The organism is Neobacillus bataviensis, from assembly GCF_019969725.1.
Genome location: NZ_JAHXYW010000004.1, coordinates 205,610 through 232,173, shown reverse-complemented (window position 1 = coordinate 232,173; position 26,564 = coordinate 205,610). Strand labels below are relative to the sequence as shown.

General features: G+C 41.2%; 22 protein-coding genes, 1 other RNA gene and 1 other annotated feature. Of the genes, 5 read left to right on the top strand and 18 right to left on the bottom strand.

The features are described 5' to 3' along the window. Positions 1-26 precede the first annotated feature (26 nt). Positions 27-449 carry a cysteine metabolism transcriptional regulator CymR gene (gene cymR, locus LC455_RS12365; RefSeq protein ID WP_223591229.1) on the bottom strand — a complete coding sequence of 141 codons (423 nt, stop codon included), beginning with the start codon at positions 447-449 and terminating at the stop codon, positions 27-29. 152 nt (positions 450-601) lie between these two features. Here cymR and LC455_RS12360 point away from each other — a divergent pair, with 152 nt between their 5' ends. Next, positions 602-1,870: a replication-associated recombination protein A gene (locus LC455_RS12360; protein ID WP_223591227.1), complete on the top strand. Its 1,269-nt coding sequence runs from the start codon at positions 602-604 to the stop codon at positions 1,868-1,870. A 46-nt stretch (positions 1,871-1,916) separates the two neighbouring features. On the opposite strand, the gene LC455_RS12355 is transcribed toward LC455_RS12360, so the two are convergent. Both LC455_RS12355 and LC455_RS12350 read right to left on the bottom strand, forming a co-directional pair. Further along, complete coding sequence (locus LC455_RS12355; RefSeq protein WP_223591225.1) at positions 1,917-2,867, bottom strand: ABC transporter permease; 951 nt, start codon at positions 2,865-2,867, stop codon at positions 1,917-1,919. Then, positions 2,860-3,786 (bottom strand): ABC transporter ATP-binding protein, encoded by a 927-nt coding sequence (locus tag LC455_RS12350; protein WP_223591223.1) that lies wholly within the window; start codon positions 3,784-3,786, stop codon positions 2,860-2,862. The genes LC455_RS12355 and LC455_RS12350 overlap by 8 nt, the downstream gene beginning before the upstream one ends. 223 nt (positions 3,787-4,009) lie before the next feature. Between LC455_RS12350 and LC455_RS12345 the strand changes: the two genes are divergently transcribed. Continuing rightward, entirely contained in the window at positions 4,010-4,915 is a 906-nt protein-coding gene (locus LC455_RS12345) for a nuclease-related domain-containing protein (RefSeq protein ID WP_223591221.1), read from the top strand. Between the two features lie 596 nt (positions 4,916-5,511). Here the strand turns inward: LC455_RS12345 and LC455_RS12340 are convergent. From LC455_RS12340 to LC455_RS12320, 5 genes are all read right to left on the bottom strand, one after another. Then, positions 5,512-6,279, bottom strand: a complete 768-nt coding sequence (locus tag LC455_RS12340) for a tRNA threonylcarbamoyladenosine dehydratase (RefSeq protein ID WP_223591219.1) — start codon at positions 6,277-6,279, stop codon at positions 5,512-5,514. 165 nt (positions 6,280-6,444) lie between these two features. Further along, a non-coding RNA gene (gene ssrS / locus LC455_RS12335) (6S RNA) lies at positions 6,445-6,641 on the bottom strand. Positions 6,642-6,707: 66 nt separating this feature from the next. Beyond that, positions 6,708-8,477 carry an aspartate--tRNA ligase gene (gene aspS / locus LC455_RS12330; protein ID WP_223591217.1) on the bottom strand — a complete coding sequence of 590 codons (1,770 nt, stop codon included), beginning with the start codon at positions 8,475-8,477 and terminating at the stop codon, positions 6,708-6,710. 13 nt (positions 8,478-8,490) lie between these two features. Continuing rightward, positions 8,491-9,762 carry a histidine--tRNA ligase gene (gene hisS / locus LC455_RS12325; protein ID WP_223591216.1) on the bottom strand — a complete coding sequence of 424 codons (1,272 nt, stop codon included), beginning with the start codon at positions 9,760-9,762 and terminating at the stop codon, positions 8,491-8,493. Positions 9,763-9,839: 77 nt separating this feature from the next. After that, positions 9,840-10,079: a binding site (T-box leader), on the bottom strand. Between the two features lie 60 nt (positions 10,080-10,139). After that, on the bottom strand, positions 10,140-10,316 hold the full coding sequence (locus LC455_RS12320) for a hypothetical protein (RefSeq protein WP_223591214.1): 177 nt from the start codon (positions 10,314-10,316) through the stop codon (positions 10,140-10,142). A gap of 166 nt (positions 10,317-10,482) precedes the next feature. Between LC455_RS12320 and LC455_RS12315 the strand changes: the two genes are divergently transcribed. Then, positions 10,483-12,252 carry an SH3 domain-containing protein gene (locus LC455_RS12315; protein ID WP_223591212.1) on the top strand — a complete coding sequence of 590 codons (1,770 nt, stop codon included), beginning with the start codon at positions 10,483-10,485 and terminating at the stop codon, positions 12,250-12,252. Between the two features lie 37 nt (positions 12,253-12,289). Here the strand turns inward: LC455_RS12315 and dtd are convergent, their stop codons facing one another. The 6 genes from dtd to LC455_RS12285 form a co-directional block, all read right to left on the bottom strand. Then, complete coding sequence (gene dtd / locus LC455_RS12310; protein WP_223591210.1) at positions 12,290-12,733, bottom strand: D-aminoacyl-tRNA deacylase; 444 nt, start codon at positions 12,731-12,733, stop codon at positions 12,290-12,292. Positions 12,734-12,744: 11 nt separating this feature from the next. Continuing rightward, on the bottom strand, positions 12,745-14,940 hold the full coding sequence (locus LC455_RS12305) for a RelA/SpoT family protein (protein ID WP_223591209.1): 2,196 nt from the start codon (positions 14,938-14,940) through the stop codon (positions 12,745-12,747). Positions 14,941-15,150: 210 nt separating this feature from the next. Beyond that, the gene (locus LC455_RS12300; RefSeq protein WP_223591207.1) at positions 15,151-15,663 is read right to left on the bottom strand and encodes an adenine phosphoribosyltransferase; all 513 of its coding nucleotides are present in this window, start codon (positions 15,661-15,663) and stop codon (positions 15,151-15,153) included. After that, positions 15,654-18,017, bottom strand: a complete 2,364-nt coding sequence (recJ, locus tag LC455_RS12295) for a single-stranded-DNA-specific exonuclease RecJ (protein ID WP_223591205.1) — start codon at positions 18,015-18,017, stop codon at positions 15,654-15,656. The genes LC455_RS12300 and recJ overlap by 10 nt, the downstream gene beginning before the upstream one ends. 261 nt (positions 18,018-18,278) lie before the next feature. Then, positions 18,279-20,540 carry a protein translocase subunit SecDF gene (gene secDF, locus LC455_RS12290; protein WP_223591204.1) on the bottom strand — a complete coding sequence of 754 codons (2,262 nt, stop codon included), beginning with the start codon at positions 20,538-20,540 and terminating at the stop codon, positions 18,279-18,281. Between the two features lie 135 nt (positions 20,541-20,675). Further along, on the bottom strand, positions 20,676-20,972 hold the full coding sequence (locus LC455_RS12285) for a post-transcriptional regulator (protein ID WP_223591202.1): 297 nt from the start codon (positions 20,970-20,972) through the stop codon (positions 20,676-20,678). A 139-nt stretch (positions 20,973-21,111) separates the two neighbouring features. Here LC455_RS12285 and spoVB point away from each other — a divergent pair, with 139 nt between their 5' ends. Beyond that, positions 21,112-22,665: a stage V sporulation protein B gene (spoVB, locus tag LC455_RS12280; RefSeq protein ID WP_223591200.1), complete on the top strand. Its 1,554-nt coding sequence runs from the start codon at positions 21,112-21,114 to the stop codon at positions 22,663-22,665. A 30-nt stretch (positions 22,666-22,695) separates the two neighbouring features. Here spoVB and LC455_RS12275 read toward each other — a convergent pair whose 3' ends face one another. Continuing rightward, positions 22,696-23,355 carry a DUF421 domain-containing protein gene (locus LC455_RS12275; protein ID WP_223591198.1) on the bottom strand — a complete coding sequence of 220 codons (660 nt, stop codon included), beginning with the start codon at positions 23,353-23,355 and terminating at the stop codon, positions 22,696-22,698. A gap of 179 nt (positions 23,356-23,534) precedes the next feature. Here LC455_RS12275 and LC455_RS12270 point away from each other — a divergent pair, with 179 nt between their 5' ends. After that, positions 23,535-23,948 carry a TIGR04086 family membrane protein gene (locus tag LC455_RS12270; protein WP_223591197.1) on the top strand — a complete coding sequence of 138 codons (414 nt, stop codon included), beginning with the start codon at positions 23,535-23,537 and terminating at the stop codon, positions 23,946-23,948. A 41-nt stretch (positions 23,949-23,989) separates the two neighbouring features. On the opposite strand, the gene yajC is transcribed toward LC455_RS12270, so the two are convergent. From yajC to queA, 3 genes are all read right to left on the bottom strand, one after another. After that, positions 23,990-24,268: a preprotein translocase subunit YajC gene (yajC, locus tag LC455_RS12265; RefSeq protein WP_223591195.1), complete on the bottom strand. Its 279-nt coding sequence runs from the start codon at positions 24,266-24,268 to the stop codon at positions 23,990-23,992. Positions 24,269-24,297: 29 nt separating this feature from the next. Then, on the bottom strand, positions 24,298-25,437 hold the full coding sequence (gene tgt, locus LC455_RS12260; protein WP_223591193.1) for a tRNA guanosine(34) transglycosylase Tgt: 1,140 nt from the start codon (positions 25,435-25,437) through the stop codon (positions 24,298-24,300). Positions 25,438-25,517: 80 nt separating this feature from the next. Beyond that, positions 25,518-26,546 carry a tRNA preQ1(34) S-adenosylmethionine ribosyltransferase-isomerase QueA gene (queA, locus tag LC455_RS12255; RefSeq protein WP_223591191.1) on the bottom strand — a complete coding sequence of 343 codons (1,029 nt, stop codon included), beginning with the start codon at positions 26,544-26,546 and terminating at the stop codon, positions 25,518-25,520. Positions 26,547-26,564: the final 18 nt, after the last annotated feature.

Genomic DNA, 26,564 nt, shown 5'->3' with positions numbered 1-26,564 from the left:
ATAATTCTCTATTATTACCATTCACCTTAAATGTAAAACATATAACCTTCTTCTGGTTCCTGATCTTCACTGTGGCTTGCTAAGTCTTCTAATGTCGTATTATCTAAAACATCCTTAATCGCATCACGAATACGAATCCACAGCTCACGCTTGGCAGGTTCTTCATCTTCAATGCCCTCTACAGGCGTAATCGGACCTTCAAGGACACGGATAACATCCCCTGCAGTAATTTTTGAAGGAATATCTGAAAGAATATAGCCTCCATAAGCACCCCTAATACTCCTAACTAATCCGGCATTTCGTAATGGAGCAATTAATTGTTCTAAATAATGTTCTGACAATTCATTGGCCTGAGCAATCGTTTTTAAAGAAGTAGGACCTTCACCGTGTTTTTTAGCAAGCTCAATCATAATCGTCAAGCCATAACGTCCCTTTGTAGAAATCTTCATTATTAGCACCCCTATGTTCTATTATCTATATTAAAGAAAATCCTTAGTTAATTGATAGGCATTAAAATTATATCATATTCTTCTTTAATATGCTTTTAGGATAGAAAATGGTATCGTTAAGGTAAGTGATTTCTTATGTTGGAGAGATGAACATGCAGCAAAAACCTTTAGCATTTCGAATGCGTCCCAGAACGATTGAAGAAATTGTCGGCCAGCAGCATCTAGTAGGCGACGGTAAAATTATTGCGAGAATGGTAAAAGCGAAACAGCTGACATCAATGATTTTATATGGACCGCCAGGGATCGGCAAAACCTCGATTGCCAGCGCCATCGCTGGCAGCACGAAATATGCATTTCGAACTTTGAATGCCGTAACCAATAATAAAAAGGACATGGAAATTGTCGCAGCAGAGGCGAAAATGTCCGGGAAAGTAATCCTTCTCCTCGACGAAGTCCATCGTTTAGATAAAGCAAAACAGGATTTTTTATTACCCTACCTGGAAAACGGAATGATTACCTTAATTGGCGCGACTACCAGCAATCCTTATTTTGCGATTAATCCAGCGATCCGCAGCCGATGTCAAATTTTCGAACTTAAGCCGTTAACTCCAGTCGAAATTAAACAGGCTTTGAAACGGGCACTTGAGGATGAAGAGCGGGGCTTCGGACGATTAAAGGTGGCGGTTTCAGATGAAGCACTGCAGCATTTTGCTCAGGCATCGGGCGGTGACGTTAGAAGCTCGTTAAACGCACTGGAATTAGCGGTTCTTTCAACAGATAAAGATCCGGAGGATGTAATTCATATCGATGTGGCCACAGCAGAAGAGTGCTTGCAAAAGAAAAGCTTAGTTGCCGATAAAGATGGGGATGAACATTATGATGTCCTCTCGGCTTTTCAAAAATCAATCCGAGGCAGCGACGTCAATGCGGCCCTTCATTATCTTGGGAGGTTAATTGAAGCAGGCGATTTGGTCAGTATAAGCCGGCGCTTGATTGTTATTGCTTATGAGGATGTCGGGCTCGCTAACCCGCAAGCGGGAGCAAGGACTTTAGCGGCCATTGAAACGGCAGAACGAATCGGTTTCCCTGAAGCAAGGATTCCCTTAGCAAATGCCGTGATTGAGCTGTGCTTGTCACCTAAGTCCAACTCTGCTGTTTTAGCGATTGAAGCAGCCCTTGAAGATATCAGAAAAGGAATCGTCGGCGAAGTGCCGGACCATCTGCGTGATGCCCACTATAAAGGCGCAAAAGAGCTTGGCAGAGGAATCGGCTACAAATATCCTCATGACTTTGAAAACGGCTGGGTGCCTCAGCAATACTTACCAGATAGGCTAAAAAATAAACAATACTATCAACCTAAGAAAACAGGGAAATTTGAGCAGGCATTAGCGACTGTTTATGAGAAATTGATGCGAAAATAGGAAAAGGTGTCAGGCACCATTGGATCGTGCCTGACACCTTTTTTTGTTAAGCTGCTACGTCACGTTTTTTGAAAACGAAGAAAGCAAAAAATTGGAAGACAACAAAATAGAGCAGCAGCATGAGGATGGAGAAGGTCAACGTCATCCCTTCCACCATTGGTGTGCCTTCGAAATATTGCATTAAATCGGTATTGGCAAATAGGATGTATTTCGCCCAAGAAAATTTCAATGACAATAAAGCTGTGAATTGATCACCGGTAAACAATAAGAACAATGATAGACCGATAGCCAGCGAACTATTGCGGAACACAGATGAAATCATAAATGCCATCGTAACTAACATCATCATTTTAATCGAGTTTAGACCATAATAGATTAATAAGTGAACGACAATATTTTGTTCAGTAACCTGGCCATTATTATAATTCAAATATGGAACGGCATTCTCTGGCATCCCAAATAAGATGGCTCCCAGCGCCATCGAAAAAACAAACAGAATCCCTAGCATAAACAGGGCAAACATTAAAACGGTTAAATATTTCGAGGTAAGGATTTTCGTCCGATTAATCGGCCTGATTAGCAATAGTTTAATAGTCCCCCAATTAAATTCACTGGCAACAATTCCAGCTGAGACGATAATGGTAAATAAACCTGCTAAAATAATGAGCTCTGATGCATCCTTGACAAAGGACCAAACATTATATTTTTCATGCGGATTTAGATGATGCTTGATTCGATAATCATTGATGGCGATTTCTTTTTGGAAAAATTTCTTTTCTATTTTGGTTTGACTTTGATCCATCTGCTTCTTTAATGCATCATTTTCCTGCTGCAAGGTTTGCTCCCAATTTTTATCGACTGCTGCTTTGCTGTTAGTATCTTGATACTTAAAGAAAATCCCAACAATAATGGTAACAGCGATCAAGATGGCCATCATTACATACGTCCCCGGCCGTTTAAATATTTTCATCCATTCATTTTTGATTAAATTAAGCATGGGTTGCTGCCTCCTTTTCTTTCGTAACTTCAAGGAAGCGATCCTCTAATGTTTTGGCTACTTCTTTTATCCCAAAAACCTTGATATCCTCATTAACCAATATTTTGATTAACTGAGGAATTTCTTCTTTTGAAACCTCAACGGAAATGCCATTTCGTGATCGGCCTGTCCTAATATTAGGATAGATTGTCTCGATTAGTGCTAATGCCTTGTCGCTTGGAACTACCTCTAATTCATACGTGCTTTCGGTACTCTGGACGAATTCCTGAACTAGTTGTACATCAATCAGTTTACCGTTTTGAATAATTCCGATTCGGTCGCACATCATTTCCATTTCAGATAGCAGATGGCTAGAGACGATGACGGCCATATTTTTTTCACGTGCCAGCAGGCGGACATAATCGCGGATTTCTCTTATGCCTGCAGGGTCTAATCCGTTGGTCGGCTCATCAAGGATCAACACCTGGGGGTCATGCAGTAAACACTGTGCAAGCCCTAATCTCTGCCTCATCCCAAGTGAGTAAGTTTTTACTTTGTCGTTAATCCGGTCGGTTAACCCGACAAGTTCGACTGTTTCGGCTATTTTTTCTTTAGTAATTCCTTTGGTCATTCTGGCATAATGCACCAAATTTTGATAACCGGTTAAAAATTTATACATTTCCGGATTTTCAACGATGGCGCCTACATGTCTAACAGCATCTTCAAATTGGGTTTTAATGCTTGCTCCATCAATGGTGATATCCCCTGAAGTGATTCCCATCAGGCCGACAATCATCCGAATAGTTGTCGTTTTCCCCGCCCCATTTGGGCCTAAAAAGCCGAAAACCTCGCCTTTATTTACTTGAAAGCTAATATTATCAATAATGGTTCTTCCTTTAATAACTTTGGTAACGCCTTTTAACTCGACAATTTTTTCCATTTTTTCTCTCCTCTCTACTTGCCAGTTTACCTTATTGAAGAAAAATTTTCCTGCATGAAGGTGTTTTTCTGACTTTATTATATCTGGATTTAGTTGACAGGATAAACGGCTCGAGGATGAATGGGTTCTAGGGCTGGAGACTGAGAATGTTAACAAAAGGTTCATGCATTATTAACAAAATTATTTTTTATAATGAAATTATGAACTTGAGAGGAAGTGTAATATGTTTTTAAAGTCCCGTTCACCCTCAATTGAATTGAGGATTCTTCGGTCATTAAATCCACGGATGTTGTTGTCACCCAAAGAAAGGAAGCGTTATTGGAAACTCGAAAAAGGCTATCAGGGAGAGGTGATGTTTGACCAATTAACAGCAACCTTTCAAAGTGATAAGTATGTTATCAATGATTTATGCCTTGAGTTTAACAACTCATTTTTCCAAATCGATACCTTAATCATTTCTCAAGAAACACTTTATCCTTTTGAGGTTAAAAACTTTGAAGGGGACTTTTATTATGAATCAGGCAGTTTCTTAACCTTTGGCAATGATGAAATACAGAATCCATTGGATCAATTAAAAAGGAGTAAATTGCTTCTTGGGCCATTAATCAAAAATCTTGGATTTACTTTTCCCCTAGATGGATATGTAAGCTTTGTAAACCCCAAATTCACCTTATATCAAGCCCCATTAAACTCACCAATTATATTTCCGACACAGCTTGATAGCTTTATAAAAAAATTTGACCAAATTCCTTCAAAATTAAACGGCCTACATAAAAAGCTCGCGGACCAATTAATTTCAATGCATCTCAATGAAACTCCATATAGCCGGTCAATTTCATATAAATATGAACCACTCAGAAAGGGCATCCTTTGCCACTTATGCTTTTCATTTATGCATTTAATCGGTGAAAAGAAATTGGTATGTGAAAAATGTGGGTGCCAGGAAGATGTGGTTTCCGGCGTTTTAAGGGGCGTCGAGGAGATAAAACTGCTTTTTCCTGATTTGAAGATTACAACTAATCTGGTGCATGAATGGTGCGGGGTAATTCAGTCTAGAAAGAAAATTAGGAGGATTCTAATGGAGAATTATAATAAAATTGGGTATGGTCGATGGTTTTACTATGAATAAATTTGATATTTAAACTTATATTATGGTCGTTTAGGGGATCTCTAAGCGGCCTTTTTTATTCTACGTTACCTTTTTCCTTCTCACTTCAGGGTTTCGGGCACGTAGACTCGTTTTACGTGCCTTTTTTCTTCTTCCCACTGCGGTTTCGGGCACGTAGACACGATTTACGTTACCTTTTTCTTAATCCACCCCGATTTCGGGCACGGAGACACGGTCTACGTTACCTTTTTCTTACTCCCACCCCGATTTCGGGCACGGAGACACGGTCTACGTTACCTTTTTCTTACTCCCACCCCGATTTCGGGCATGTAGACACAGTCTACGTTACCTTTTTCTTACTCCCACCTCGCTTTCGGGCACGTAGACACGGTCTACGTTACCTTTTTCTTACTCCCACCTCGCTTTCGGGCATGTAGACACGGTCTACGTTACCTTTTTCTTACTCCCACCTTAATTTCGGGCATGTAGACACGGTCTACGTTACCTTTTTCTTACTCCCACTGCGGTTTCGGGCACGTATACCCGCTCTATGTTAATTTTTTCCCGCTAGAAAAAGAAAGACCCCGAACTTTACCAGTCCAAGGCCTACAACAAGTCTATTTTTCATCCGAAACGCGACTAATTTTGATATTTTTAAGCAATTCTCTCACCACATAGCTCGCCATAATTAAGCCGGCAGCGGATGGTACGAAAGCATTAGAGGAAGGAGGCATCTTCGCCTTACGGATAGCCGCTTGATCATTCCCGACCTCTTTGCGGACATCTTCCCGAATAACGATAGGGCTTTCATCGGAAAAAACAACCGGAATGCCTTTATGGATTCGTTCCTTACGCAGCTTCGTACGAATTACCTTAGCAATTGGATCCGTATGCGTTTTTGAAATATCGGCAATCTGAAAGCGGGTTGGGTCCATTTTATTGGCTGCCCCCATGCTTGAGATAATCGGGATATTTCGCTTTAAGCACTCTTTCATTAAATGGATTTTATACATAATAGTATCCGACGCATCAACCACGAAATCCAGATTATATCCGAAAATATCTTCATAAGTTTCCTCAGTATAAAACATTTTAAGAGCGATGACTTCACAATCAGGATTAATATCTTTAATCCGCTCCTCCATAATTTCAACCTTTGGCCGGCCGACAGTTGAAAGAAGAGCGATAAGCTGTCGATTCACATTGGTGATATCAACGTCGTCTTTATCGATTAACACTAAGCGCCCGACACCAGAACGGGCAAGCGCTTCCGCCGCAAACGAACCGACACCGCCAATACCCAGAACAGCAACGGTGCTGCCCTTCATAATATCTAATCCTTCTTTTCCTATCGCAAGCTCATTACGAGAAAATTGATGCAGCATTTATTTTCACTCCAAATGTAAATTCAATTTATATTTATTTTTTCACCATAAAAATATATCATACCCACTCATAAAAACAAGTATTTTTATAGGAATGATGTAGATACAAGTAAAAATAAAACCTCCTGCACAATGACAGGAGGTTTAGCACTCATAAACATAGAAAAGAGTCCCAATGATGCCGTCGCTAATGATCCCTCGTTTTGATCCCGCATTCAGCAGGGGGGTGTCCTGTTCCCGAAATTATAAGTCCCCTAACTCGTCAAAGAGTGAGGCATTTATGCAATCAGGAAACTCCAGACTCCCGAATAAATAATGTTCGGTCAAAACTTCAGGTAACACAACGTACATTTCAGGACTCTTTTGAATTGACTTTATAATACCATATTAAGATTCGTCATTCAAGGTTTCATGAAAGCGAATTCATGCTATTTATTGACATTTAGTGACAAATTTAGCTCTTTTAATTGCGCTTCAGAAACCTCACCTGGTGCATCAGTCAACAAGCAGCTTGCACTTGCTGTCTTTGGAAATGCGATCGTATCACGAAGGTTAGAGCTGCCGGCAAGAAGCATAACCAAGCGGTCTAGGCCAAGGGCAATTCCGCCATGTGGAGGTGTACCATACTCAAACGCATTTAACAGGAAGCCGAACTGCTCGCGCGCTTCTTCAGGACTAAAGCCAAGGACGCTGAACATTTTTTCTTGGATATGACGTTCGAAAATCCTTAAAGAACCGCCGCCTAGCTCGTAACCATTTAGAACAAGGTCATAAGCCTGAGCACGCACTCTAGAAGGATCTGAATCTAAAAATTCAAGATCTTCTCTAAATGGCATTGTAAACGGATGGTGAGCGGCATAATAACGGCCTTCTTCCTCATCGTATTCCAAAAGCGGCCAGTCAGTAACCCATAGGAAATTAAATAGGCTTTGATCGATTAGACCTAATTCTTTACCAAGCTTCAATCGAAGTGCACCCAGTGCATCGGCAACAACGCTCTTTTTGTCAGCGACAAACAGCAGCAAATCTCCAGCTGCCGCTTCAAGGGAAGCAAGCAGTGCATTCGCATCCTCTTCTGAGAAGAATTTAGCAATTGGACCTTTCAGCCCTTCAGCATCTACCTTTAGCCAAGCAAGACCCTTTGCACCGTAAACAGCTACAAATTCAGTTAGGGCATCGATATCCTTACGGGAATACTTTTCAGCTGCACCTTTTACATTGATAGCTTTAACTTGACCGCCGCCTGCAACAGCAGCTGCAAACACCTTGAATCCGGAATCCTTAACGATTTCAGAAAGGTCAACCAACTCAAGTCCAAAACGGGTATCAGGTTTATCAGATCCAAAACGGCTCATCGCTTCGTCATAAGTCATTCGCGGGAACGCAGCCGGAACATCTACACCCTTAACTTCCTTCATCACTCTCGACATCATTTTTTCCATCATAGCAATGATATCTTCTTGGCTTAGGAAGCTCGTTTCAATATCGATTTGCGTAAATTCAGGCTGGCGGTCTGCACGCAGGTCCTCGTCACGGAAGCAGCGGGCAATTTGATAATAGCGCTCTACTCCGCCAACCATTAGTAATTGTTTAAAAAGCTGCGGCGATTGCGGCAATGCATAAAATTCACCAGGATGAACACGGCTTGGCACTAAATAATCACGGGCACCTTCAGGCGTACTCTTTGTTAAAATCGGCGTTTCAATATCTAAGAAGCCTTCTCCATCAAGGAAATTACGGATTTCCCTTGTCACCTGATGGCGCATTTTCAGTGTTTCAAAAATGACCGGGCGGCGGAAGTCTAAATAACGGTATTTCAGACGTACATCCTCGGAAGCATCAGTTTTATCAGTTATCATAAACGGCGGCGTTTTCGCTTCATTAATAATGGTCACGACTTCCGCTTGGACTTCGATTTTCCCCGTTTTTATGTTCTCATTAATGGTCCCCTCTTCACGAGCAACAACCGTTCCAACAATATCAAGAACATATTCATTACGGATTTTTTCGGCTGTCTCTAAAGCTTCCTTTGACAAATCAGGATTAAAGACAACCTGAACAATTCCTGTACGGTCGCGTAGATCGATAAAAATTAATCCGCCTAGGTCCCTTCTTTTTTGAACCCATCCCTTTAGGGTTACTTTTTCCCCTACTGCTGTTTCTGGAACTTCACCACAAAAATACGATCTGCCAAACATTCCTTAATCCCCCTTATTGTTTTAACCCCTGAAAATATTGAATAAAAGATTCAAGTGCTATTTCTTCTTGTTCTCCTGTAGCCATATTTTTCACATTGATTTTGTTGTTTTTAAGCTCATCGTCACCAAGAATTGCCACATATTTGGCCTTCAAGCGGTCTGCCGCCTTAAATTGGGCTTTAATTTTTCGATCTAGATAATCTCTTTCTGCTGAAAAACCAGCAAGACGAAGCTGCTGCAGCAAGCCAACTGTATAATCCTTTGCCTCATCACCAAGTGAAGCCAGGTAGCAATCAATGCCTTCATTGATCTCAAGTTCAATTCCTTCTGCCTTAAGAGCAGCAATAAACCGTTCAATACTTAACGCAAAGCCGATTCCTGGTGTTTCAGGACCGCCAATTTCCTCCGCTAAGCCGTTATAGCGGCCGCCGCCGCATAAAGTAGTGATCGCGCCAAAGCCCTCTGCATTGCTCATAATCTCAAAGGCTGTGTGGTTGTAATAATCCAAGCCTCGAACAAGATTGGCATCCACTTCAAATGGAATATCGAGCTGAGTTAAATACTGCTGTAATTTTTCAAAATAAGCCTTTGAATAATCATTTAAATATTCAAGAATCGATGGTGCTGATTTCATTAATTCGTGATCGTGATCCTGCTTACAATCAAGGATTCGCAAAGGGTTTTTCTCGAGACGGTTTTGGCAATCACGACAAAACTCGCCGATTCTTGGTTTAAAGTGATTCACTAACGCCTCACGGTGAGCAGTTCTGCTCTCCTTGTCACCAAGGCTGTTAATAATCAACTTCAGTTTTCGCAGGCCCATTTCTTTATACAGATTCATCGCCAGCGATATAACCTCAGCATCAATTGCCGGATCATTGCTTCCAAGTGCCTCTATTCCAAACTGGACGAACTGGCGGAAGCGCCCTGCCTGCGGCCGCTCGTAGCGAAACATTGGTCCCATATAATAAAGCTTAACTGGCTGGTTTGCATAACCAAACATTTTTTTCTCAACAAACGAACGAACCACCGCTGCTGTGCCTTCCGGTCTTAATGTAATACTCCGGCCGCCGCGGTCTTCAAAGGTATACATTTCCTTTTGAACAATATCAGTCGTATCACCGACCCCCCGTAAAAAAAGATCAGTATGTTCAAAAATAGGTGTCCGAATTTCTTGATATTGATATTTTTCACAAAGTTCTCTTGCTTTTTGTTCAATCAGCTGCCATTTCTCAATTTCACCTGGCAGGATGTCCTGTGTTCCTCTTGGAATACTAATTGCCATGATAGGAACCCTCCTCTATATAAAAAAATTAATTATGTAATCTAAAAAACAAAAAACTCCCATCCCTTGTATTAAATACAAGGGACGAGAGTTTATATCCCGCGGTGCCACCCTAGTTGAAGCGGCCCAAAAGGGTATGCTTCCTCTTAAACAGTTAACGCCTGTTACGTTCATCTCCTAATAGAGCCAAGACTTTTTCAGAGAGAAACCTACGGAGTGTTCCTTCATTAAGACACATGCAGAAATGCTTTCAGCCTAAGGCATTTCCTCTCTTTTCATGGGTTAGCTTAACTACTATGCTCCATCATTGGTTATATCCGAGTATGTTTTATATTTATATAATAATACGGAGCATCGCGTGCCTTGTCAAGAGAGTTTTACGATCTCCCTAAAAGTTTTTTTAACTTTCTGACATCACTCATCGTCAACCCGAATTCAGATGCAAGTTCAATGGATGAAGCGTGCTGCTCTTTTTCAATAAAATCATGAAAATCCACCCCAAATATCCGTCCATTCATGGATTGGATGTTCATTCCTTTGTCACTTGATCTCATGCCAATCACCTCTGCCTTTCATTAGATAGGCTTATTATTTCCATCCTTGTGAAAAAATTGCATGGATAAGAGGAATTTCGAGATTTTGTTGGCCAAATTTAACAGTTTAGGAATGATTTTCACTAGTTTTTACGGTAAAATAAGGAATTAGATAAGGAGGGGAAGAATGTCCAAAAAGTTTAGTTTACTGCTATTATCTTTAATTCTTTTTTTCGGAGCCTTCCTGCCGCAAGGAAAAAGCAGCGCAGCAAGTGGTTCCATCATTATTTCAAGTGATACAGCCAATATCCGCAGCGGACCTGGATTAAGCTATCCGCTTGTAAAAATCGCAAACCGAGGCGAAAAGTATTCCATTGTCAAAGAAAAGGACGATTGGATTCAAATTCAGCTTTCATTTGGCAAAACAGGCTGGGTGGTAAATTGGCTTGTTACAAAAGAAAATGAACAAAAAACAGCTAATGCAGCATCTGCCTCAAATTCTGCAGACACTGTTGCAAAAGCCAATACCGATCAATTAAGGGTTCGTTCCGGACCTGGGACAAGCTTTCAAATTGTCGGATTCTTAAATAAGGGACAGGAAGTTACCGTCCTCGACCAAAACGAAAACTGGTATAAAATCACCTCCACATTTGGCGAAGGCTGGGTTGCTAGAGATTTTTTAGTTATACAAACAGGGCAGCCCGAAAAGAAACCGGAATCGACTACTTCGAAGGGGACTACATCGGGTGTTGTAAATGGTGATACCTTAAACGTCCGGAAGGAACCTTCATCATCAAGCTCGGTCCTTGGAAAACTAACCAAAGGGACTATCGTAACGATTTATGATAAGCAAAAGAGCTGGTATGAGGTGGGATTCGGCAACCTGAAAGGATGGGTCAGCTCCGAGTTCATTGACATAGGGTCGGATGCTTCCAAGGTGGACAAGCCGGCAAAAGCCAGCGGTATTACTGGCACTGTAACAGCCAACAGTCTTAGTGTCCGCTCAGGCGCCTCATTGAACGCATCCATTGTTGGCAGTGTTACAAAGGGACAAAGTTTTACCATTTTAGAAGAGAATAATAATTGGGCAAAAATAGAGTATAAGAATGGTAGTTTCGGCTGGGTGGCCGGGTGGTACCTTGAAAAATCATCTGGAAAATCAAGTAGTGGGCAAACATCAGGAAAAGATAAAACCATTACCATACTGCAAGACGGTACTAATATCCGTAAAGAAGCAAATGTACAGTCTGACGTGCTTCAACGCGCCAATGAAGGAGAATCCTTTTCAGTTGTCAGCGTTAAGAATGATTGGTATGAAATCAAACTTAAAAATGGAAAATCCGGTTACGTTGCCGGCTGGATCGTTTCTACAAACGGTTCTGGACCAAGGATTGAGAAGTCCGGCGCAGATGGCTATTTAAAAAATAAAACCATTGTACTGGACCCTGGTCATGGCGGCGGTGATAACGGAACAACTGGAGCGAGCGGCACACTGGAGAAGAACCTTACTCTTCGAACGGCTCGTCTTTTGTATGATAAATTATCAGCCGCTGGTGCGAATGTCTATATGACCCGAAATAATGATTCCTATCTTACACTCCCGTCAAGGGTGAGTTTAGCAAGTGCGAACCGTGCAGATGCCTTTATCAGTTTGCATTATGATAGCAATTTAGACCGCAGCGTCCGCGGTATGACTGGCTATTATTATCATTCCTATCAAAAATCCCTGGCAGATACAATTTTTGCTTCCACCATTGCGCAAACGAAATTATCCAACCGTGGGGTACGCTTTGGTGATTTCCATGTTATTCGGGAAAATAGCCAAAAAGCGACTTTGATTGAGCTTGGCTATTTAAGCAACCCCGAGGAAGAAATGACGCTAAATTCCGGAGCGTTCCAGGAAAACGCTGCATCGGGTTTGTATGATGGACTAGCTCGATTTTTTAAAGAAAATTAAAAAGGCTCGGCACTTTTTATTTAGTGCCAAGCCTTTTTTATGCTTTACTTTCAACGATTAAGGTAACTGGACCGTCATTTGTGAGTGAGACATCCATCATCGCCCCAAACACGCCTGTTTCAACCTTTACTCCTTTTTCACGAAGCATAGTGTTAAATACTTCGTAAAGCTGGACAGCCTGCTTTGGTCTTGCCGCATCCATAAAGTTGGGTCTTCTTCCTTTTCGGCAATCTCCATAAAGAGTAAATTGGGAGACAGAAAGAATTTCTCCTCCTACATCGAGAAGGGAAAAATTCATTTTTCCCGCTTCATCTTCAAAGATTCTAAGGTTTACAATTTTATCGGCCAAATAGGCTGCATCTTCTTCCCTGTCCTCATGGGTAATGCCAACAAGGAGGACAAAGCCTTTTGTAATTTGCCCAGTAATTTCGCCATTAACGGTTACTTGGGCAGCTTTACTTCGCTGTACTACAACTCGCATTTTGAAACTCCTTAATTCATAATTCGGCGCACCGAATAAATATCCGGGATTTGTTTAATCCGGTCTACCACTTTCTGGAGATGGCTGACATTATGAATGGCAATCGACATAATAATTGTCGCCATTTTATTTCGGTCAGATTTACCAGTAACAGCTGAAATATTTGTTTTCGTTTCATTTACAGCTTGCAGAACTTCATTCAAAAGTCCTCTGCGATCGTAACCGCTGATTTCGATATCGACATTGTATTCTTTTCGGTCATTTAGGGAAGTTTCCCATTCTACGGGAATTAATCTGGACTGGGCATCATTGGAATCAATGTTCGTACAGTCAGAACGATGCACGGACACACCGCGGCCTTTTGTTATAAAGCCGACAATTTCATCTCCCGGCACCGGATTACAGCATCTAGATAAACGAATCAACAAGTTATCGATACCTTGAACGCGGACACCAGACTCTCGTTTTTTGGTCGAAGGAAATGCCTTTAAATCCGTTATCGCGTTGGTGATGCTGGCTGACTGCTCCTGGTCGCGCTTTTTCCGCCATTTCTCTGTTAAGCGGTTGGCCACCTGCAGGGCAGTTACCCCATTATAACCAACTGCGGCGTACATATCCTCTTCACCCGCAAAATTAAACTTTTCCGCAACCTTTTTCAAATTATCAGGAGTGAGAATCTCTTTAATGTCAAACTCCATCGCCTTAATTTCTTTTTCTACAAGCTCTCTGCCCTTGACAATATTCTCATCTCGGCGCTGCTTTTTAAAAAAGGCGCGGATTTTATTTTTCGCTTGGGAAGTTTGTGCCAGCTTCAACCAGTCTTGACTAGGACCATAGGAATGCTTGGAGGTAAGAATCTCGATGATATCCCCGGTCTTAAGCGTATAGTCAAGCGTCACCATCTTGCCGTTCACTTTTGCTCCAATCGTCTTATTGCCGATTTCAGAGTGGATGCGATACGCAAAATCAATAGGAACTGAACCGGACGGTAATTCGATTACATCCCCTTTTGGTGTAAACACAAAAACCATATCGGAAAACAAATCGATCTTTAAAGATTCCATAAATTCTTCCGCATTTTGCGTATCATTTTGGAATTCCAGGATTTCTCTGAACCAGGTTAATTTTTGCTCGAAGGTAGAGCTGTCACTGATTGCCTTGCCTTCTTTGTAAGCCCAGTGGGCCGCAATCCCGAATTCGGCAATTCGATGCATTTCAAAAGTCCGAATCTGCACTTCAAGCGGATCCCCTTTTGGTCCAATAACAGTTGTATGCAGGGATTGATACATATTCGGCTTTGGCATTGCAATATAATCCTTAAACCGTCCCGGCATTGGCTTCCAGCATGTATGAATAATGCCTAGTACTGCATAACAGTCTTTAATACTGTTGACGACAATTCGAACGGCCAGCAAATCATAAATTTCACTGAATTGCTTATTTTGCAGGGCCATCTTCCGATAAATGCTGTAAATATGCTTTGGTCTGCCAGAAAGTTCGGCTTTTATGGATACCTCACTCATCCGGTTCTTGACTTCATCAATGACGTCCTCTAAATATTGCTCCCGCTCAGCACGCTTCTTTTTCATTAAGTTAACAATCCGGTAATATTGCTGCGGATTTAAATATCGTAATGCTGTGTCTTCCAGCTCCCACTTAATTTTAGAAATACCAAGACGATGCGCTAAAGGGGCAAAAATTTCAAGTGTTTCATTTGAAATCCGACGCTGTTTCTCTAAAGGAAGATGCTTCAATGTCCGCATATTATGCAAACGGTCAGCAAGCTTTATGAGAATGACCCGGATGTCCTGTGCCATTGCCACAAACATTTTTCGGTGGTTTTCAGCCTGCTGCTCCTCGTGCGACTTATATTTAATTTTCCCTAATTTCGTTACTCCGTCGACAAGCATAGCCACTTCGGCATTAAAGGCTACTTCAATATCCTTTAAGGATACATTTGTATCTTCAACAACGTCATGGAGAAAACCAGATGCGACCGTTGCCGGATCCATCTCCAGGTCAGCGAGGATGCCTGCAACCTGAATAGGGTGGATAATGTACGGTTCGCCTGATTTTCGATATTGTTCACGATGAGCATGCTTCGCGAATTCATACGCTTTTTTCACGAGTTCAACATGTTCTTCATTTAAGTATTTTCTAGTCTTGTCGATGACTTGGTCGGCTGTTAACACTTGATCATTCGCCATGAAATCACCTTTATTTTCATCTCAATTTTATATATATATAAATGTCATCCTATAAAAAATAGTTCCTAAATTAGAATGATTGTTTCTATTATCGAAAAAAATAACAAAGATGTAAAGAGATTGTGAGATTTTTTCAACATTTTCCGAAAAAAATGTCGATTTTCCTTATACAAAGAGAGCACCCGCCTATCGAGTGCCCCCTTATATTCATTAATATTCCAATAATGTTAAAATATCATAACCCTCAAGTTTGCTTCTGCCTTCTAAATAAGTTAATTCTACTAAGAAAGCGATACCAGCAACAACGCCGCCAAGCTGTTCTACTAATTTGATGGTAGCGTCGATGGTGCCGCCTGTAGCTAATAAATCGTCTGTAATGAGAACGCGCTGGCCAGGCTTGATCGCATCCTTATGGATGGTTAAAACGTCGCTGCCATATTCTAAGCCGTAGTTAACCTTTATGGTTTCGCGTGGAAGCTTTCCTTCTTTACGGACTGGAGCAAAGCCAATTCCGAGCGAATAAGCAACTGGACAGCCAATAATAAAACCTCTAGCTTCTGGTCCAACAATTAAATCAATATTCTTATCTTGAGCATATGCCACAATCTGGTCTGTTGCATATTTATATGCTTCGCCATTGTTCATTAATGGAGTAATGTCTTTAAACTTAATTCCTGGTTTTGGGTAATCCTCTACGATTGCTATAAATGGTTTTAAATCCATCCTTTTACTGCCTCCTCAATTTCAACCGACTCTTGAATGACTTCGTCGAACCAGCCTTTTAATTCCTGAAAGGATGAAAACAATAAATCTCTTTCAAGAGCATATTGAGCTTGTTTTAATTGATAGGTTCTTGAGTCAGTTAAATCACGCTTCTGCGCTGATCTTTGTAAAGTTATAAATCCATTGTTTATTGTAACAAATTCCAGCTCAGAAAACACCTTTGACATAAAGTAAATCGTTTCCTTTGACCAGCCGCGCTGCTTTGCAATATCATCACCGTAACGTTTAAGGTCAATCGGGCCATTTTTTAACAGGAACGCATAGAACCATTTAAAATGTTCCCGAGTTGGTATGGTGCTGAAAAAATCGCTGGACTCTTTATAGAAATAGGCATAAACCCTTGCCGGCTGTTTCCCCTTCAATAATTGAGCGACAAGCTCTTTTGATGGAGGAAGGTCGACCAGTACGATGTTTGCCTCATAACCATCGAAGGATTGGGCATCTTCCATATCTTGAATAAGAATGGTTTCAAGCTGAAGTTGAGCGTTTATTTTTTCATAATGCTCTTTGTTAAAAATAATAATTTTTCTATTTTCATCTGGAACCAGATTGGCAATAGTATTGATTCGCTTTTGTCCGCGATAATCGAATAACTGCCAGGACTGCACGGCCATATCATGGATGAAAATTTGCGGTTTACGTATATTGTTCCATTCGTTTATCGATAATTCTCCAATGAATGAAATTTTTGATGCTGGAGAAATATGATCAACAAATGGACCTAATCCAAATCCGACCCCATCCAATGTGGCCCCCTGATCATTCACTAATATTTTCAAATGGTTTTGGTCACTGCCAATTTTTCTAATAGAAGAAATATCAACATTATTTATTAGAACTTTTGGCTTGGAGTTGTCCATACCAAAAGGAGCTAATTGATTTAATTCATCTAATGTAGACAATTGGATATCCTCAATTTGAACCTCTTCGTCAAGATAGGTGACCGGCATAAAATCTTCTTCGGTCATTAGCTCATCTGCAAGATGGTTTAACCTCTGACGGAGCTCTCCCACATCATCCAAGTTCAAGGTCATACCCGCTGCCATTGGATGTCCGCCAAAATGCGGCAGAATATCGCGGCAGGTAGATAAATTATGGAACAGGTCAAAACCGGCAATACTACGTGCCGATCCTTTTGCCAACCCTTTTTCACGATCGAAGCTCAGAACAATCGTAGGACGATAAAATTTCTCCACCAGTCTTGAGGCAACAATCCCAATAACTCCGGCATTCCAGCCTTCATTTCCAATGACGAGAACTTTATTGGAGTCAATCGGATAATTCTGTTCCACTTCTTCGATTGCTTCAAGTGTAATCGTATTAACGATCGATTGTCTTGTTTTATTCAGGTCATCCATTTCTTGCGCTAAATGGTCTGCTTCCTCCGGATCATCTGTTAGAATAAGCTGCACCGCCAAATCAGCATCTTCCAAACGGCCGACAGCATTAATCCTGGGAGCGAGAGTAAATCCGATTGTTTCTTCGTTAATGGTTGATAAATCCACTCCAGCCAATTTAAAAACAGCCCTTAATCCTATGTTTGTCGTAACCTTTAGTTTTTCGAGACCTTTTTTAGCAATCAGTCGATTTTCACCTTTTAAAGATACCAAATCCGCAATTGTACCAATAACGGCAATCTCAAACAAATGCTCAGGTAATTTTCCATATAAAGCATGTGCTACTTTAAATGCTACCCCGACTCCGGCCAGCTCGCGAAACGGATATATGCTGTCAGGAAGCTTCGGGTGAATGATAGCAAGTGCTTCAGGAAGGACCGGACCCGGTTCATGGTGATCGGTAATAATAAGGTCAAGCCCCAGCTCTTTTGCCACGTTTGCTTCATGTATAGCAGATATTCCAGTGTCAACAGTAATAATTAATTTTATACCAGATTCTGCTGCCTTGCGAAAGGCAGATTCATTTGGACCATAGCCTTCTGTAAAGCGATTAGGGATGTAAAAGTCAACATTCGCTCCTAAGTCACGTAAGGTGATCATCAATACGGAGGTGCTGCTAACCCCATCAGCATCATAGTCGCCATATATTAGGATTGGTTCTTGCAGTTCAATGGCTTTCTGAATTCTATTCACCGCGATGTCCATCCCTTTTAACAAGTAAGGGTCGTGGAACTCATCCTTTCCAAATAAAAAATACCGTGCAGAATCAACGGTATCAAATCCACGATTGACAAGCAGCGATGCAACTAGAGGTGTTATTTTCAATTCATTTGCCAACATTTTAACAAGTTGGTCATCAGATTTACGTACAATCCATCTTGTCTTCGACTTTAACATTAGTAAGTTCACCCCTCAGACTTTCTTATTATACAGGAGCTGGAATCAGCTTTCAATGATAATAGAAAAGCGCAAGCGCCCGTCTAGCGGCGTATGGCCTCCTCGAAAAAGCTCACGCTTTTTCTTCGTGCGATGCTTATGCTGCCGAAGCGTTCCTTGTGGAGCGCTCCAACTGAGATAAAGGAAACACGAAGGACACTAGCCGCTGGGTGCTGGAGCTAGACAAGAAAAAACCGCAGAATCGCTGCGGTTTTCAAAAAATTACACTTGCGGTTGATCTGAATATTTTCTTTTTTCTTTAACGGTTTTAATGACGCCTTTCTTTTTCAGCTCTTTACATTTCAGTACATACCATAAAGAACCGGCGATAAAGACGGAAGAATATACACCTACAATTAATCCCACGAACAACGCGATAGAGAAATTAAGGATGGATGGACTGCCAAAAATCATTAAGCAAACGACCGTAATGAGTACTGTTAAGACGGTGTTAATTGACCGAGTTAACGTTTGACGGATACTCACGTTTACGACTTCGGCAATATCCTCAACCGTTTTAAGACGCTTTTTCTTGCGCATATTTTCGCGAATTCTATCGAAAGTAACAATCGTATCATGGTTGGAATAACCGATGATAGTTAATACCGCTGCAATAAAGGTCAAATCTACTTCCAGTCTTGTAATACTAAAGATTGCAATCATGAAAAAGGCATCATGAAGGATAGCGGCAATGGCAGCAATCGCCATATATGCTTCAAAGCGAACAGATACATAAAGAATTATACCGATTGATGCAAATAAAATCGCAAAAAAGGCATTTTTCGCCAGTTCTTTACCTACTGTCGGAGAAACCGTGCTGACATTCGGCTCAAAGCCAAATTGCTTTTTGAAATCCGCTTTTAAATCAGCAATTTCATTTTTTGACATAACCCCGAGCATTCGGACTGCGCCAATTTGCTTTTTATCACCGGAAATGACGATATCATCAGGTGTTAAATGATGTTTTGTAAAAGCAGCTTCCACCTTTTCAGTTGTTAAAGGTGTTTTTGATTGAACCTCAATTCGTGTACCACTTGAAAAATCAATTCCTAAATTCATGCGGAAAATGGCGAGAATTATAATACCTGCCACTAGCAGAACACCCGATATAGCAAAAATGGGTTTTCTGAGTTTAACAAAATCAATTTTATCAAATCTTGTAGGAAGATTGACTGTATCGATATTTTCGGTAAGAGATCTAATTTGTGACTGGCGTACAGAAAACCAGCCTGGTTTATCCTTCAATAAACCGCTGTTCACCCAAAGTCCTAATAATAACCGTGCACCATAAACGTTGGTTAGGAAGCTCATAAGAACACTCACTATTAACATGGTCGCAAACCCTTTTACCGAGCTTGTCCCATAGAAGAAAAGAACGCCTGCGGTTAAGATGGTTGTTAAGTTTGCGTCAAGAATCGCAGTAAATGCATGCTGCTCACCAGCTTGGAAGGCTGATTTAATCGTTCTGCCCACTTTAAGTTCTTCTCTAATCCGTTCATACGTAATAATGTTGGCATCGACGGCCATACCGACCCCAAGTATAATCGCCGCAATTCCCGGCAAGGTCAGGACTCCATTCATCCAATCAAAAATCAATAGGACGAGATAAATATAAATGGATAACGTAATAGTTGCAATGAAACCTGGAAAACGATAATAGAAAAGCATAAACAGATAAATGATGATGACACCGACGATACCCGCTAAAACCGTGTCATGTAAGGCTTGTTCACCAAACTTGGCTCCGACGGAAGTAGAGTATACCTCTTTAAGCTTTACTGGCAAGGAACCTGCATTTAAAAGAGAAGCCAAGGTTTGAGCTTCTTTTGCAGTGAAACTTCCGACTATGGATACAGTGTTTTGATTGAAAACTTGTCTAACAGTTGGAGCAGATAAATACTTCGGATTTGGTTTTGTACTTTCTGTTTTAAAGGAGTCTTTGCCTTCTTCAAAATCAAGCCAAATAACAAGAACGTTTGGATTCATGTTCATAATTTCTTCAGAAACTTTACGGAATTTATCCGCACTCTTTAATGTTAAAGAAACGCTTGGATTTCCATTTTCGTCAAAGGTTTGCTTCGCACCGCCCTGCTTTAAGTCAGACCCGTCCATCATCAGACGATCATTGGCATCGCGGAAGGATAAGTTAGCTTGGGTAGACAAAATTTCACGTGCTTTATTTTGGTCTTTTACCCCGGCAAGCTGAACGCGAACACGGTTATTACCTTCAATTTGAATATTCGGCTCACTTACGCCCAGCACGTTAATCCGCTTATCAAGGGCTTCCGCTGTACTAGCCAAGACCTCTTTGTCGATTTTCTGTCCTTTTTTCGCCGGTTTTACCTCGTACAAGACCTCAAATCCGCCTTGGAGGTCAAGTCCAAGCTTCATATTGTTTAAGATGTTTTTCGTTGTTGCCCCCATTGTGCTTCCGAGAATCAGAACCACAAGTAAGAAAGCAATGATTCTACTGCGTTTTACCATTATGTATTGTTCCTCCTTAGTGCGTGTGCAAAGCACTTTTACCGTCATGTCTTATATAAAAATAATAAAAAAGTCACTGCTATCATTATGGAATAAGTAAGAAAGTGTGTCAATTTACAAATAAATGAAAACGCTCTATTTCAATAGCTCTTTCCATTCATTTTCATCATCAAAAGAGAACTCAGCCGTTTTAAAGGCTTCAATCGTAGCAAAGTTCATATAATCGCTAACCTTGACAGAGAGTATTTCTTGGATCATTTCGTACAGCTTCATTTCATCTTTTACCTTTTTCCACTTTTTCTTAATTAAAAAATCCCAAAGCTCCTTTTCTGTTACAGAGTCAATTCCTAGTAAGCGAAACTCAAAAAGTTTACTTTTTAAGGCCGGCTGTACCTGGGTACGAAAATGATCAAATTTATGGCTGTTATCCATTCTAACTACCCCCTGAGAGAAGTCCCTAAAGTTCTTGAACCTTTGCAAAAAGCCAAGACAACTTGTCATGCTTTGTCCACCATGATGCATATAGTTAATTGTATATGATATCGCCTATTTTGAGAAGGTGGGAAGTAGAATGTCGAAGTTTTTAAAAGGGACCTTTATCCTATTAGTGGCCGGTTTTATAACTAGGGTCCTGGGGTTTATTTATCGAATCGTGCTAGCTCGCAGCATTGGCGAAGAAGGCGTTGGCTTATACATGATGGCATACCCCACGTTTATCCTCGTGGTTACGATAACGCAGCTTGGGCTCCCGGTTGCCATCTCCAAAAATATTGCCGAGGCGGAAGCAAGGAAGGACTATGGAGAAATTAAAAAAATCTTGGTGGTCTCCCTGGCCATCACCATTGGACTTTCCATCCTTATTACTCCGGCATTGCTATTACTGGCACCAATGCTTTCAAACACGCTTTTCACCGATCAAAGGACCTATTATCCTTTAATAGCGATTGCACCGGCACTGCCAATTATCGCAATATCTTCAGTGTTAAGGGGATACTTCCAAGGGAGACAAAACATGCGTCCCTCCGCTGTGTCTCAGATATTAGAACAGCTTGTGAGAATAACCCTGATCGCAACCGCAACAAAAACCTTCCTCCCCTATGGGGTTGAATATGCTGCTGCAGCCGCCATGGCCGCCTCTGTATTAGGTGAATTGCTTTCCCTAGTTTATTTGCTGACCATGTTTAAATTAAAAAAGCGGTTTAAACTGAGGAAAGATTTTTTCCAATTTGTTCATAAAGGAAAGCGGACCTTTAAAGAGTTAATGGAAATCGCCCTGCCTACGACGGGGAGCAGGATGATTGGATCATTAGCATGGTTTTTCGAACCTATCGTTGTGGCTCACAGTTTAGCCCTTGCCGGTGTACTAGCCGTAAATGCAACGAAACAGTATGGAGCTTTAACCGGTTACGCTATGCCGCTGTTAATGCTGCCTTCATTTGTTACGTTTTCCTTAGCGACTTCACTGGTCCCGGCAATTAGTGAAGCCAATTCCAAAAATAATCATAAATTGATCGAATACAGGCTCCAGCAAGCACTGCGCTTTGTTTTTTTATCAGGGGGACTTGCTGTCATTGTCCTATATGTTTTGGCGGACCCGCTTATGCAGCTCATGTACGGCTCAACGAAGGGAGCCTATTTTATTAAGATTATGGCTCCATTCTTCTTGCTTTTTTATTATCAAGGACCGTTACAAGCCGTCCTACAAGCGTTAAATCTTGCAAGAGCGGCCATGATTAATAGTCTCATCGGTGCCGTAGTGAAAACAGCCGTCATCTTCTTACTTGCTTCCCAGCCATCCTTTGGAATTACCGGCGCCGCTCTTGGGATTATTGTTGGTTTTGTTTTAGTTACCATCCTTCATTTTGCAACAGTAATGAAGCGAGTGGCCTTTTCCTTTTATATTCGCGATTATTTGAAAGGATTTCTTGTTATGGCGGCATCGGGCTGGCTTGGCTATTGGTTGTTTGAAAATATTCTTCTAAAAGAAGCGTTAACAATTCGTGTTTTAATCTCAGTCTCAGGGATGAGTCTTTCCTACATTTTGATGCTGATCTTTTTCGGTCTTCTCAAAAAAGAAGAACTGGAGCGAATACCGTGGATACGAAACTTTATTATTTTTCGCTAAAGAAGACACGCTAAATCTGCGTGTCTTCTTTTATTCATCCTGCAGATCGATAAAGAATTTCCCGTTTTCATAGCTGCAAAACGAAATCTTTTTCACATCTCGGTAGCCCTTTTTTTTTAATTCCTGACGCAGCCACAGATTGGTTTTATTAATTCTTTTTAAATTTTCTTCCTCGATGGAACCATCGATAATTAACGGGATAGTAATATCCCCTTGCTTTGGGATTTCGTTGCTGTTTTTTAATTTTTCAATGACGGACAGGCTTCCAGATGATTCAAGTATCGCAAACTCAACATCAGCAATACTGCGGATGTCTTTTTCCCTTAATTGTGTCATTAAATCATCAAAATTGTAACGCTGTTTGCGCATCGCTACTTCGTCTATTTTCCCGCGATTTATAATAATGCTCGGTTTTCCATCAACCAAATCACGAAATCTTTTACTTTTTAAAGAAATGATGGCCATGATGATTTGGATAAACATCAATAAAACCATTGGAACGATTGCATGGAGTATACGGACATTCGGCCTCTCAATAGCCACAACTGCCAGTTCGCCAATCATGATAAAAACGACAAGATCAAGAATGCTAAGTTCCCCTATTTCTCGCTTACCCATCATTCGAAAAATAATCAAAATGAGTACGTAAAAAATAATTGTTCGAAACACACTTGTTAAATATGGTTCCACTTTGTCCCGCCCCTTTTTTTCCATTCAAAACTATTGTTTGCAGTTTACGGCGGATAATGATAGGAATAAACTTCCAAAGTTATTTATTTAAAGTGATGAAAATATATTCTACTTTTTCTTCTTCATGAATACGCTTGTACTAGGAAAGAAACTGTCTACTAAAGGCAGGGTTTCAGCCTTTGGCGACTAAGGGGGAGAGAAAAATCGAATCTAAAAGCTTTGGAACTTCAATTCTGTATGGATTAATCTTTATTCTTGCATTCGCTGCTGTCTGCAGCCTGATTTTTGCGTTTATACTTCGATTTACTTCAGCACGGGAAGGCTCACTTCAATATGTGGTAACAGCTTTATCGTTTATCGGCTTATTTGGCGGCGGTTTTCTTTCTGGTGGAAAACGGAAAGAAAAAGGTTGGCTAATAGGGGGAACTACGGGGCTTATTTACTCATTCCTTGTCTTTTTGTTTCAATATTTAGGCTTTGATCACCTCTTTAATGCCGAGCAGGTTATCTATCATACCTGCTACACACTGATCGCAATGATGGGCGGTATACTTGGGGTCAATATCGCAACAAATAATAAAAGGCATGCATAAATATTAAAAGGAAGCCTTCAAATAAAAGGCTTCCTTTTGTATTATACTTCTGCAGTCTTTGAAGATTCAGTTACTTCGCGAATGGCATTGCGGTCATAGGTAAGACGGCTGCCGTCTCCACATTTGATCACAACTTTATTGTCATCAATCGAGTCGACAAAACCATGTAAACCGCCAATCGTGACGATTTTATCACCCTTTTTTAAGTCGCTTTGCATTTCACGAACCGCTTTTTGGCGCTTTTGCTGCGGGCGAATCAGTAAGAAATAAAATAACACAAACATTAAAATTAATGGAATGAGTGTAGTCATGTTTTGCATCTTGTTTCCCTCCTTTCAAAAAAGATCTATTAGAAGTTTTTCGCATTTGGCTTATTAAAGCCGTATTGCTCAAAAAATTCTTCTCGGAAATCACCAAGCCTGTCTTCCATAATAGCTTGTCTGACCTTCTCCATTAATCTTAGCAGAAAATAGAGATTATGGTAAGACGTTAATCGAATTCCAAATGTTTCATCACATTTTATTAAATGTCGAATATAGGCTCTGCTATAATTTCGGCATGTGTAGCAATCGCATTCAGGATCAAGCGGTCCAAAATCTTTAGCAAATTGAGCATTTTTGACAACCAAACGGCCCGAACTGGTCATGAGCGTACCATTTCTTGCAATCCTTGTTGGCAGTACACAGTCAAACATATCAATACCGCGAATGGAACCATCAATAAGTGAGTCCGGCGAACCTACTCCCATTAAATAGCGTGGTTTATTTGTTGGTAATAGCGGTGTTGTAAATTCTAGCACCCGATTCATGACGTCTTTTGGTTCCCCTACGGATAATCCGCCGACAGCGTAGCCTGGGAAGTCCAGCGAAACGAGGTCTCTTGCACTTTGACGGCGAAGCTCCTCATATTCTCCTCCCTGTACGATTCCAAATAAGCCTTGATCCTCTGGACGCTGATGCGCGTTTAAACAACGCTCCGCCCATCTTGAGGTACGCTCTACTGATTTTTTCATATATTCAAATGTAGCAGGGTATGGCGGGCACTCATCGAAGGCCATCATGATATCGGAACCAAGGGCATTCTGAATTTCCATCGCCTTTTCCGGTGATAAAAATAATTTTTCCCCGCTCATATGGTTGCGGAAATGAACACCCTCTTCCTCAATTTTACGGAATTCACTTAAACTAAACACCTGGAATCCGCCGGAATCTGTTAAAATAGCGCGATCCCAATTCATAAATTTATGCAGCCCGCCAGCTTCTCTAATAATCTCATGCCCAGGGCGAAGCCATAAATGATAGGTGTTGCTTAAAATTATCCCTGCCCCCATCTCCTTTAAGTCCTCTGGGGACATCGTTTTGACGGTCGCAAGCGTTCCAACCGGCATAAAGGCAGGTGTATCAAAGGATCCATGCGGGGTGTGGACTCTGCCAAGCCGCGCCCCGGTTTGTTTACATGTTTTAATTAACTCATAGCGAATCGCTGTCAAATTGTTTTCTCCTTCCTATAGGCGGTGTGATGAGCCAGCTAAGCAGTGATTCACTTAAGCGGCGCTCCGCCCCTTTCCCACTAGATGATAAACATTGCATCGCCAAAGCTGAAGAAACGGTACCGTTCTTCTACAGCTGTCTGGTAGGCATGCAATACATTTTCTCTTCCAGCTAAGGCACTCACGAGCATGATCAGAGTTGATTTAGGTAAATGGAAATTCGTAATCATCCCATCAATCGCTTTAAATTCGTAGCCTGGATAAATAAAAATACCGGTCCAGCCGCTGCCAGCAATAAAATGTCCATCGTTTTGCGAGGCAATCGTCTCTAAGGTGCGGGTCGAAGTTGTACCAACGGTGATAATTCGTCCACCGCTCTCTCTAACCTCGTTTAAAAGCCGCGCCGTACCTTCTGTAACCATATAATATTCAGAATGCATATCATGTCCTTCAACATCGTCCACGCTGACTGGTCTAAATGTACCAAGTCCAACATGCAGAGTGATAAAGGCAATATGAACACCTTTTGCTTTAATATCATTCAATAGATCTTCAGTAAAATGAAGTCCTGCCGTTGGGGCCGCAGCGGAACCAGGCTCACGGGCAAAAACGGTCTGGTATCGTTCACGGTCATCAAGCTGCTCTTTGATGTATGGGGGCAGGGGCATTTCGCCTAATTGGTCGAGGACTTCGTAAAAAATGCCTTCATATTTGAATTCCAAGACCCTGCCGCCATGTTCGGAAGTTCCGGTGCATACGGCTTTAAGGAGCCCATCGCCGAATTCGATTTCCGTTCCTTCTTTCACCCGTTTTGCTGGTTTTACGAGGGTCTCCCATTGGTCGCCTTCCAGCTGTTTTAACAGTAACACTTCAATCTTGGCTCCGGTATCCTGCTTGACGCCAAAAAGGCGTGCAGGAAGAACTCTTGTATCATTTAAGACAAGGCAATCCCCTTCACGCAAGTATTCGATTATATTTTTAAATACTTCATGTTTTAGTTCGCCTGTTTTTTTATTTAAAACCATTAATCTGCTGTCAGTCCGGTTTTGCAGTGGGACTTGTGCAATTAATTCTTCAGGCAAATGAAAATCAAAAATATCTACTTTCATAAAATTACATCCTTACTA

What these genes read in the sequence shown, in the direction of transcription:
- LC455_RS12305 (WP_223591209.1), bottom strand. Translation starts at nt 14,940, where the DNA reads ATGGCGAATGATCAAGTGTTAACAGCCGACCAAGTCATCGACAAGACT.
- LC455_RS12360 (WP_223591227.1), top strand. Translation starts at nt 602, where the DNA reads ATGCAGCAAAAACCTTTAGCATTTCGAATGCGTCCCAGAACGATTGAA.
- LC455_RS12315 (WP_223591212.1), top strand. Translation starts at nt 10,483, where the DNA reads ATGTCCAAAAAGTTTAGTTTACTGCTATTATCTTTAATTCTTTTTTTC.
- secDF (WP_223591204.1), bottom strand. Translation starts at nt 20,540, where the DNA reads ATGGTAAAACGCAGTAGAATCATTGCTTTCTTACTTGTGGTTCTGATT.
- spoVB (WP_223591200.1), top strand. Translation starts at nt 21,112, where the DNA reads ATGTCGAAGTTTTTAAAAGGGACCTTTATCCTATTAGTGGCCGGTTTT.
- LC455_RS12285 (WP_223591202.1), bottom strand. Translation starts at nt 20,972, where the DNA reads ATGGATAACAGCCATAAATTTGATCATTTTCGTACCCAGGTACAGCCG.
- LC455_RS12350 (WP_223591223.1), bottom strand. Translation starts at nt 3,786, where the DNA reads ATGGAAAAAATTGTCGAGTTAAAAGGCGTTACCAAAGTTATTAAAGGA.
- queA (WP_223591191.1), bottom strand. Translation starts at nt 26,546, where the DNA reads ATGAAAGTAGATATTTTTGATTTTCATTTGCCTGAAGAATTAATTGCA.
- LC455_RS12355 (WP_223591225.1), bottom strand. Translation starts at nt 2,867, where the DNA reads ATGCTTAATTTAATCAAAAATGAATGGATGAAAATATTTAAACGGCCG.
- LC455_RS12300 (WP_223591207.1), bottom strand. Translation starts at nt 15,663, where the DNA reads ATGGATTTAAAACCATTTATAGCAATCGTAGAGGATTACCCAAAACCA.
- recJ (WP_223591205.1), bottom strand. Translation starts at nt 18,017, where the DNA reads ATGTTAAAGTCGAAGACAAGATGGATTGTACGTAAATCTGATGACCAA.
- aspS (WP_223591217.1), bottom strand. Translation starts at nt 8,477, where the DNA reads ATGTTTGGCAGATCGTATTTTTGTGGTGAAGTTCCAGAAACAGCAGTA.
- LC455_RS12340 (WP_223591219.1), bottom strand. Translation starts at nt 6,279, where the DNA reads ATGCTGCATCAATTTTCTCGTAATGAGCTTGCGATAGGAAAAGAAGGA.
- LC455_RS12320 (WP_223591214.1), bottom strand. Translation starts at nt 10,316, where the DNA reads ATGAGATCAAGTGACAAAGGAATGAACATCCAATCCATGAATGGACGG.
- cymR (WP_223591229.1), bottom strand. Translation starts at nt 449, where the DNA reads ATGAAGATTTCTACAAAGGGACGTTATGGCTTGACGATTATGATTGAG.
- hisS (WP_223591216.1), bottom strand. Translation starts at nt 9,762, where the DNA reads ATGGCAATTAGTATTCCAAGAGGAACACAGGACATCCTGCCAGGTGAA.
- dtd (WP_223591210.1), bottom strand. Translation starts at nt 12,733, where the DNA reads ATGCGAGTTGTAGTACAGCGAAGTAAAGCTGCCCAAGTAACCGTTAAT.
- yajC (WP_223591195.1), bottom strand. Translation starts at nt 24,268, where the DNA reads ATGCAAAACATGACTACACTCATTCCATTAATTTTAATGTTTGTGTTA.
- LC455_RS12345 (WP_223591221.1), top strand. Translation starts at nt 4,010, where the DNA reads ATGTTTTTAAAGTCCCGTTCACCCTCAATTGAATTGAGGATTCTTCGG.